The 8,471-nt window shown below is 71.4% G+C and carries 7 protein-coding genes; 1 reads left to right on the top strand and 6 read right to left on the bottom strand.

Annotated elements, in window-relative coordinates; all coding sequences use genetic code 11:
- Window positions 1-234: 234 nt before the first annotated feature.
- From VIB11_RS17750 to VIB11_RS17725, 6 genes are all read right to left on the bottom strand, one after another.
- The gene (locus VIB11_RS17750; RefSeq protein ID WP_332057397.1) at window positions 235-1,443 is read right to left on the bottom strand and encodes a nucleotide sugar dehydrogenase; all 1,209 of its coding nucleotides are present in this window, start codon (window positions 1,441-1,443) and stop codon (window positions 235-237) included.
- Entirely contained in the window at window positions 1,436-2,416 is a 981-nt protein-coding gene (whiA, locus tag VIB11_RS17745; protein ID WP_332057396.1) for a DNA-binding protein WhiA, read from the bottom strand. The genes VIB11_RS17750 and whiA overlap by 8 nt, the downstream gene beginning before the upstream one ends.
- A gap of 132 nt (window positions 2,417-2,548) precedes the next feature.
- Window positions 2,549-3,487, bottom strand: coding sequence for a uridine diphosphate-N-acetylglucosamine-binding protein YvcK (locus VIB11_RS17740; protein WP_332057395.1), 939 nt, complete (start codon window positions 3,485-3,487; stop codon window positions 2,549-2,551).
- A complete protein-coding gene (gene rapZ, locus VIB11_RS17735; protein ID WP_332057394.1) occupies window positions 3,484-4,377 on the bottom strand; it encodes an RNase adapter RapZ in 894 nt (297 codons plus the stop codon). Before rapZ ends, VIB11_RS17740 begins: the two co-directional genes overlap by 4 nt.
- Window positions 4,370-6,388, bottom strand: coding sequence for an excinuclease ABC subunit UvrC (gene uvrC / locus VIB11_RS17730; RefSeq protein ID WP_332057393.1), 2,019 nt, complete (start codon window positions 6,386-6,388; stop codon window positions 4,370-4,372). Before uvrC ends, rapZ begins: the two co-directional genes overlap by 8 nt.
- 57 nt (window positions 6,389-6,445) lie before the next feature.
- Window positions 6,446-6,940 carry a Rieske (2Fe-2S) protein gene (locus tag VIB11_RS17725; RefSeq protein ID WP_332057392.1) on the bottom strand — a complete coding sequence of 165 codons (495 nt, stop codon included), beginning with the start codon at window positions 6,938-6,940 and terminating at the stop codon, window positions 6,446-6,448.
- A gap of 253 nt (window positions 6,941-7,193) precedes the next feature.
- On the opposite strand from VIB11_RS17725, the gene VIB11_RS17720 reads away from it, so the two are divergent.
- Window positions 7,194-8,420 carry a branched-chain amino acid ABC transporter substrate-binding protein gene (locus VIB11_RS17720; RefSeq protein ID WP_332057391.1) on the top strand — a complete coding sequence of 409 codons (1,227 nt, stop codon included), beginning with the start codon at window positions 7,194-7,196 and terminating at the stop codon, window positions 8,418-8,420.
- Window positions 8,421-8,471: the final 51 nt, after the last annotated feature.

Here is an 8,471-nt window from a genome sequence, read left to right as displayed (position 1 = left end):
GCCTGCACGGCCCGGAAGAAGTTGCGGCCGATGCGGCCAAAGCCATTGATCCCTACGCGAACAGTCACTGTTCCTCAGCCTTCCGAAAGGGGGGACGGTGTGCCGCGTCGGCGCGGCACTGGTGCCGCCTCCGACCCTAGTGGAGGGCAGGGGGCGGCTGACACCCGAGTCCGTGCTACGAGCGGGTATGCCGCGGGGCCGGCCGGCCGCGCGGCATACCGGCCCCGTAGGGGGTTACTGGTCGCCGCCGAAGAGGTCGCGGGTGTAGACCTTCTCGCGCACGTCCTCGAGCTCGGCCGCCATCCGGTTGGCGACGATGACGTCGGAGAGCTCCTTGAACTCCGCGAGGTCGCGCACCACCCGCGAGCCGTAGAAGTCGTCCCCGGCCAGGCCGGGCTCGTAGACGACGACCTCGACGCCCTTGGCCTTGATGCGCTTCATGATCCCCTGCACGCTGCTGGCGCGGAAGTTGTCGGAGTGCGCCTTCATGATCAGCCGGTGGATGCCGACCCTGCGGGGGCGGCGGTCGAGGATGTCGAAGGCGACGAAGTCCTTGCGCAGCGAGTTGGCCGTGACGATCGCCTCGATGAGGCTCTGCGGCACCGACTGGTAGTTGGCGAGCAGCTGCTTGGTGTCCTTGGGCAGGCAGTAGCCGCCGTAGCCGAAGGAGGGGTTGTTGTAGTGGTCGCCGATCCGGGGGTCGAGCGAGACGCCCTCGATCACCGCCCGTGAGGACAGGCCGCGCGAGATCGCGAAGGAGTCGAGCTCGTTGAAGAAGGCGACCCGCATCGCGAGGTAGGTGTTGGCGAAGAGCTTGATCGCCTCGGCCTCCGTGCTGTCGGTGAGCACGACCGGGACGTCGGGGTCCGCGGCGCACTGCTGCAGCAGGGCGGCGAAGCCGCGAGCCCGCTCGCTCGTCTCGCCGACGACGATGCGCGAAGGGTGGAGGTTGTCCCAGAGCGCCTTGCCCTCGCGGAGGAACTCCGGGCTGAACAGGATGTTCTCGCTCCCGGATCGGGCGCTGAGCTCCCTCGTGAAGCCCACCGGAACGGTGGACTTGATCACCATCACGGCGTCCGGGTTGATCTCGAGGACGTCGCGGACGACCCCTTCCACCGTGGAGGTGTCGAAGTAGTTCGTCTCCGGGTTGTAGTCCGTCGGCGTCGCGATGACGACGTACTCGGCGCCGGTGTACGCGTCCTTCGGCTCGACCGTGAACCGCAGGTTGAGTGGGTGGTTCGCGAGGTGGTCCGCGACCTCCGGGTCGTCGATGGGGCTGCGCCCGTCCTGGAGCATGCGCACCCGGTCGGCGTCGATGTCGAGGGCCACGACGTCATGGTGCTGCGCCAGCAGGATCGCGATGGACAGCCCGACGTAGCCGGTGCCGACGACGGCGATGGCGGAGCGGCGGGCGTCGGCCGGGGTCGTCGCCGCCTCAGGCATCGAGCATGTCCGCGGTGAGGTTGGCGTCGGTCCCGGGGATGCCGAGGTCCTGGGCCCGCTTGTCGGCCATGGCCAGCAGCCGGCGGATCCGCCCGGCGACGGCGTCCTTGGTCATCGGTGGCTGCGCGAGCTGCCCCAGCTCCTCCAGCGAGGCCTGCTTGTGCTCGAGGCGCAGCGCCCCGGCCTCGCGCAGGTGGTCCGGGACCTCCTCGCCGAGGATCTCGAGGGCACGCTGCACCCGCGCGCCCGCCGCCACCGCGGCGCGCGCGGAGCGGCGCAGGTTCGCGTCGTCGAAGTTCGCCAGGCGGTTGGCGGTGGCCCGGACCTCCCGGCGCATCCGGCGCTCCTCCCAGGCGAGGACGGCGTCGTGGGCACCCAACCGGGTGAGCATCGCCCCGATGGCGTCGCCGTCGCGGAGCACCACGCGGTCGACCCCGCGGACCTCACGCGCCTTGGCGCCGATGCCGAGCCGGCGCGCTGCCCCCACGAGGGCGAGCGCTGCCTCGGGCCCCGGGCACGTGACCTCCAGCGCCGACGAGCGTCCTGGCTCGGTGAGGGACCCATGGGCGAGGAAGGCCCCGCGCCAGGCCGCCTCGGCGTCGCACGCGGCGGCGCTGACGACCTTCGGGGGCAGGCCCCGGACGGGACGGCCGCGGGTGTCGATGAGGCCGGTCTGGCGGGCCAGGGCCTCGCCGTCCTGGACGACCCGCACGACGTAGCGACTGCTCTTGCGCAGCCCACCGGCCGCCATCACGAGGACCTCGGAGCTGTGCCCGTAGAGGTCGCCGATGTCGCGGCGGAGCCGCCGAGCGGCGTTGGCGGTGTCGAGCTCGGCCTCCACGACGATGCGCCCGCCCACGATGTGGAGTCCGCCCGCGAAGCGCAGGGTCGAGGCGACCTCGGCCTTCCGGCAGCAGGGTTTCGTCACCTCGAGCCTGCTGAGCTCGTCCTTGACCTTCGCCGTCATCGCCATGCCGTCATCCTGCCACCCGTGTCCACTACCTCCGCCGGCCGCTGCTGCTCCCCCGCCGGACTCCTGCCCACGCCCTCCGGCCCCTGGCCTGCCCCGTGACGATGCCGTCGGCACAGCGCCGCCCGGGTCCGCTCAGGCAAGGACGTCACGGTAGGCCGCGGCCAGCCGCAGGGAGTCATGCTGCCCCGGCCGGTCCTTCTTCGCCACCGGCGCGACGACGACCTCGGCGCCGAGCCGGGCCGCGGCGCGCCGGAGGCCGGTCTCGTCGTCGACGGCGCCAGGGTCCGCGAGCACGATGTCGAGGCGCAGTCGTGGCGCGTGGTCGGCGAGGGTCTCGAGGTGCTGCGCGGCGGAGAAGCCAGCGGTCTCACCGGCGTGCTCGACGTTGAGGGTGAGCAGGCGGCGGGCCTGGGTGTCGTGCAGGGCCGCCCGCAGTGCCGGGACCATGAGGTGCGGCATGACCGAGGTGAACCACGAGCCCGGGCCGAGGATCACCCAGTCGGCTCGTTCCACGGCGCGCACCGTGGCCTCCGGGGCCGGCGGGTCGGCCGGGTCCAGGGCGATGCTGCGCACCCGCCCGTTCGCCGTCGCCACGGCGACCTGCCCCCGGACCCTGGTCACCTCGTCGGGCCGGGCCGGGTCGATGCCCGCCACCTCGGCCTCGATCTCCAGTGGCACCGCCGCCATGGGCAGCACGCGACCCCTGGCGTTGAGCAGCCGCCCGACGAGGTCGAGCCCGGCGACCGGGTCCTCCTGGTGGAGCTCCCAGAGCGCGACGATCAGGAGGTTGCCCAGGGCGTGGCCGCCGAGGTCCCCGCCGCCGCGGAAGCGGTGCTGGAGCACGTCCCGCCAGATGTGTCCCCACTCCGACTCCTCGCAGAGCGCGGTCAGGGCCATCCGCAGGTCGCCGGGAGGCAGCACGTCGAACTCGTCGCGCAGGCGGCCGCTCGACCCGCCGTTGTCGGCGACGGTGACGACCGCGGTGATGTCGTCGCTGACCAGTTTCAGGGCAGACAGCGACGCAGCGAGCCCGTGGCCCCCGCCCAGGGCCACGACGGCGGGGCCGCTCACTCCTGCCCCAGGTCGCGGTGGACCACGAAGGTGGCGGTCTCGCCGGTCCCGAGCGCCATGGCCAGCGCCTCCGCCACGGCGACCGACCGGTGCTTTCCACCGGTGCACCCGACGCCGATCGTGGCGTAGCGGCGGCCCTCACGGACGTAGCCGGCCGTCACCGGGCGCATCAGGTCGACCACGCGGTCGATGAACTCCGACGCGCCCTCCTGACCCATGACGAACTCGGCCACCGGCTCGTCCTTGCCGCTGAAGTTGCGCAGCTCGGGGATCCAGAACGGGTTCGGCAGGAACCGCATGTCGAACACGAAGTCGGCGTCGAGGGGCACGCCGTACTTGAAGCCGAACGACATCACGGCGATGCGCAACCGGGGCCCGGCCTCCTTGGTGAACACCGGCGCGACCTTCTTGGCGAGCTGGTGGACGTTGAGGCCGGAGGTGTCGATGACGACGTCGGCATCGGCCCGGAGGTCCTGGAGGAGGCTGCGCTCACGGACGATCCCGTCGAGCAGACGTCCCTCGCCCTGCAGCGGGTGGGGCCGTCGGACGCTCTCGAACCTGCGGACCAGCGCCTCGTCGGTGGCGTCGAGGAACACGAGGTTCGGCCGCCAGCCGCGGCTGCGGAGCTCGTCGAGGGATTCGCGCAGGTGGGTGAACCCCCGGGCCCGGACGTCGACCACGGCCGCGATGCGCGGGACGCCGTCGGCGCCCTGCCGCTTCCCGGCCAGCTCCGTCAGCGGGACGAGCAGGTGGGGTGGCAGGTTGTCCACGACGTACCAGCCGGAGTCCTCGAGGACGTTGGCGGTGGTGGTCCGCCCGGCCCCACTCATGCCGGTGACGATGACGAGCTCGGTCCGCTCCGGTGCTGGGCGGGCCTCGGGGTCAGTCACGGCGCTGCTCCTCGTTGTCGTCCATGACCTCCCCGGTCATGAGGTTGACGGCAGGGGCAGGTGTCCCCTCCTGTGACAACTGTGCCGCAAGAGTGCCGGCCAGCGCAGGACCTATGCCGGGAACCTCCTGGAGCTCCGCCAGGCTCGCGGCGCGCACCTTCTTCACCGAGCCGAAGTGCCGCAGCAGGGCCTTGCGCTTGGCGTCGCCGAGCCCGGGGATGCCGTCGAGGGCGCTGGAGGTCATCGCCTTGGACCGACGCTGTCGGTGGAACGTGATGGCGAACCGGTGCGCCTCGTCGCGGACCCGCTGCAGGAGGTACAGCCCCTCGCTGGTGCGCGGCAGGATCACCGGGAAGTCCTGGCCCGGCACCCAGACCTCCTCGAGGCGCTTGGCCAGGCCCACGACCGCGACGTCGTCGATGCCCAGGTCGCCCAGGGCCGCCGACGCCGCGTTGACCTGCGGGAGCCCCCCGTCGACGACGACGAGGTTGGGCGGGTAGGCGAACCGCTTCGGTCGCCCGGTCTCCGGGTCGACCCGGCCGGGCGCGCCGTCCGCGACGTCGTCGGGCCCGAGCTCGAGGTCCGAGGAGGTGTCGCGCTCCTCGAGGTAGCGCTGGAACCGCCGGGTGAGCACCTCGCGCATCGCGGCGGTGTCGTCGACCTGGGGGCCGCCGTTCTCCGCGCCGCGGGGGCCCCGCACGATGAAGCGGCGGTACTCGGACTTGCGGGCGAGTCCGTCCTCGAAGACGACCATCGAGGCGACGACCTGGGTGCCCTGCACATGGCTGACGTCGAAGCACTCGATGCGCAGCGGGGCGTCGGGCAGCTCGAGGGACTCCTGCAGCTCCTGGAGCGCCTGGCTGCGCGCCGTCAGGTCCCCCGCCCGCGCCAGCTTGTGCCGGGCGAGCGACTGCTCGGCGTTGCGTCGCACGGTCTCCATGAGGGTCCGTTTGTCGCCTCGCTGCGGCACGCGGACCTGCACCTGGGAGCCGCGCAGCCCCGAGAGCCACTCCACGACCGCGTCCATGTCGGGGGGCAGCACCGGCACGAGGACCTCGCGCGGCACGCCGTCGCCGGTCTCGGCGCCGTAGACCTGCTGCAGGAGGTGCTCGACGATCTCGGGGACCGTCTCGGCGTCCTTCTCGGCGACCCAGCCGCGCTGGCCGCGGACCCGGCCGCCCCGCACGTGGAAGACCTGCACGGCCGCCTCGAGCTCGTCGTCGGCCAGCGCGAACACATCGGCGTCCGTGCCGTCGCCGAGGACGACGGCGGACTTCTCGAGCGCGCGGTTCAGCGCCCCGATGTCGTCACGCAGCCGCGCGGCGTCCTCGAACGCGAGCTCGGCGGACGCCTCCTTCATCCGGCGCTCGAGACGCCGGACGAACTTGGTGGTGTTGCCCGCCATGAAGTCGCAGAAGTCCTCGGCGATGGCGCGGTGCTCCTCCGGGGTCACCCGGCCGACGCACGGCGCGGAGCACTTGTCGATGTACCCGAGCAGGCACGGCCGCCCCACCTGCCCGGCCCGCTTGAACACCCCCGAGGAGCAGGTGCGCATCGGGAACACCCGGAGCATGAGGTCGAGGGTCTCCCGGATGGCCCACGCGTGGGCGTAGGGCCCGAAGTAGCGGGTCCCCTTGCGCTTGGCGCCCCGAAGCACCTGCGCCCGCGGGAACTCCTCGCCCAGGGTCACCGCGAGGTACGGGTAGGACTTGTCGTCGCGGTACTTGACGTTGAACCGGGGGTCGAACTCCTTGATCCAGGAGTACTCGAGCTGGAGGGCCTCGACCTCGGTGGAGACGACGGTCCACTCCACGCTGGCGGCGGTCGTGACCATCGTCGCGGTGCGCGGGTGGAGGGCCGCGAGGTCCTGGAAGTACGACGACAACCGCGGGCGCAGCGACTTGGCCTTGCCCACGTAGATGACCCGGCCGTCGCGGTCCCGGAAGCGGTAGACGCCGGGGTCCACCGGGATCTCCCCCGGGGCGGGGCGGTAGGTCGACGGGTCAGCCACGGTCCCAACTCTAGGAGCGTGCCCCGACGACGGCCGCGGTGGGCGGGCGGCCAGGGCTCAGGAGACCGAGATCCCCTCGCCCGTGACCGACACCGACTTGGAGGGCAGCGGCCTCGTTGCCGGCCCCGCCTTCACCTCGCCGGTCGCGATGTCGAACTTGCTGCCGTGGCACGGGCAGTTGATCGTGCCGTTGGCGACCTCCGCGACCTGGCAGCCCTGGTGGGTGCACACGGTCGTGAACGCCTTGAACTCACCCTCCTTGGGCTGCGTGACGACGACCTTCTGGTCCCCGAAGACGCGACCGCCGCCGACGGGGATGGTGGCCTTCGAGATGGCGTCCTTGAGGGCGCTCGTCGCGGCGGCAGAGGCGCTCGACACCGCGTCGCTCGCGATGTCCTCCGCCGCCCCGCAGGCGGTCACGCCGAGGGCTCCCGCCGCGACCACGCCCGCGGACAGGACCGAGCGGCGGTCCCAGCATGCGCCGCCACACGGCTCCTCCGTGGCTGCGTCGACGATCTCAGGCTCGGGACTCGCGGGGCTGGTGGGGCGCATGGGAGACCTCCGGGTCGGGGCGACACGGCGGCATACCCCGCCATGTCCTTGAAAAGGCAACGTATGCCGTGCCGCGCCGGTTTCGCGACTGCACGGGTCGGAGAGGTCGGCACCGAGGAGGTAACGACCTAGACACAGGCTTGGGCGAGTCCTGCCCAGATGGCGATCTTCCGGTCTACTGTGCGGGTGCCCGCAGAAACCGCGGGTGGTCGAGCGCACCTGCTCGGAAGACATGATTCACACAGGAGGAAACGTGCCCCAGCGTTCCGTGGTAACGGTCGGCACCTCGATGCTCGTCGCCTCGCTTGCGCTCGCTGCCTGCGGCACCCGCGGCGAGGAGAGCGGCGGCGGAGGCGGCGGCGGTGGCGACAAGAAGGTCGCCAAGATCGGTGTCATCGCACCCCTGTCGGGTGACCTGGCCGCCCTCGGCAAGGGCATCCAGCACTCGGTCGAGCTCGCCGTCAAGCAGGCCAACGAGAGCAACGCCATCGAGGGCTGGACCCTCGAGGTCGCCGCCAAGGACGACGAGGCCAAGCCCGACGTGGGCAAGAACGCCGCGACCGCCCTGGCGTCCGACAAGGACGTCGTCGGCGTGGTCGGCACGCTGAACTCCAGCGTCGCCCAGAGCGTCCAGCCGGTCCTCGCCCAGGCGAAGATCGCGCAGATCTCCCCCGCGAACACCAACCCGAGCCTTACCCAGGGCCCGGACTTCAAGAACGCGCCGAAGCGCACCTACCCGGGCTACTTCCGCACCTGCACCACGGACGCCGTCCAGGGTCCGTTCGCCGCGCGCTACCTCTTCGAGAAGGCCGGCATCAAGAAGATCGCCACCGTCCACGACAAGAAGACCTACGGCCAGGGCCTGGTCGAGTCGTTCACGGAGGAGTACAAGAAGCTCGGCGGCCAGGTCGTCGCGGCCGAGACGATCAACCCGGACGACGACGACTACGGTCCCGTCATCTCGAAGATCAAGCCCAGCTCCCCGGCTGCTCTGTACTACGGCGGCGAGTACCCGCAGGCCGGCCCCTTCTCACAGCAGATGAAGGCCGCGGGTCTCAACGTCCCGCTCATGGGTGGAGACGGCATCTTCTCCGGCGAGTTCGTCAAGCTGGCGGGCAAGACCTCCGAGGGTGACCTGTCGACCTCCGTCGGCGCCCCGGTCGAGGAGCTCGAGACCGCGAAGACCTTCATCTCCGACTACGAGAAGGCCGGCTACGCCGACCCGTACGAGGCGTACGGCGCCTACTCGTACGACGCGGCGAAGGCCATCATCGAGGGCCTGAAGGTGTCCCTGAAGTCCGCCGACAGCGCCGAGGCTGCCCGCCAGGCGACCATCGACGCCATCGGCAAGGTGTCCTTCGACGGCGTGACCGGCAAGGTCGCGTTCGACGAGTTCGGCGACACCACCTCGCGGGTCCTGACCGTCTACCAGGTCAAGAGCGGGAAGTGGGCTCCGGTCAACACCGAAGAGTTCAAGTAAGCCGAATCAGCACCACCGGGTAAGCGGGGGCGGGACCATGGTCTCGCCCCC

Origin of the sequence: Pedococcus sp., from assembly GCF_036554925.1 — a bacterium.
Taxonomy (GTDB): Bacteria; Actinomycetota; Actinomycetes; order Actinomycetales; family Dermatophilaceae; genus Pedococcus_A.
The sequence above is the reverse complement of the archived record's forward strand: the minus strand, read 5'-3'. Positions and strand labels throughout refer to the sequence as shown.